Below are 573 nucleotides of genomic sequence, written 5' to 3'. Positions count from 1 at the left end.
GTGTGGGCGAAGCTCCACCGCCTGGTCCTCGATGAACTCGGCTCACGCGGTGAACTGGACTGGTCTCGCTGCGCCATCGACTCGGTGAACATGCGGGCTCTGAAAAGGGGGACCTGACGGGTCCGAATCCTGTGGACCGGGGCAAGTACGGCTCGAAGATCCATTTGATCACCGAGCGCACCGGCTTACCCCTGTCTGTCGGAATCTCCGGCGCCAACCTCCACGACAGCCAGGCCCTTGAGCCGCTGGTGCGGGGCATCCCGCCGGTCCGTTCCCGTCGCGGCCCACGGCGCCGACGCCCGGCCAAGCTCCACGCCGACAAGGGCTACGACTATGACCACCTGCGCCGATGGTTACGCAAGCGTGGCATCAGGCACCGCATCGCACGCAAGGGCGTCGAGTCCTCCACCCGGCTCGGCCGACACCGCTGGACCATCGAACGCACCATGTCCTGGCTCGCCGGTTGCCGCCGCCTCCACCGACGCTACGAGCGGAAAGCCGAGCACTTCCTGGCCTTCACCAGCATCGCCTGCACCCTCATCTGCTACCGCAGACTCACCAAATGAGATGACT

At 66.0% G+C, this 573-nt stretch carries 1 protein-coding gene; it reads left to right on the top strand.

All coding sequences use genetic code 11. From position 1 onward, the window contains the following. Window positions 1-59: 59 nt before the first annotated feature. On the top strand, window positions 60-566 hold the full coding sequence (locus CK485_RS26230) for an IS5 family transposase (RefSeq protein ID WP_342673509.1): 507 nt from the start codon (window positions 60-62) through the stop codon (window positions 564-566). The last annotated feature ends 7 nt before the right edge of the window (window positions 567-573 follow it).

Source organism: Streptomyces sp. ICBB 8177 (genome assembly GCF_003144095.1).
Taxonomy (GTDB): Bacteria; Actinomycetota; Actinomycetes; order Streptomycetales; family Streptomycetaceae; genus Streptantibioticus_D.
This window is presented reverse-complemented; position numbering and strand designations above follow the sequence as displayed.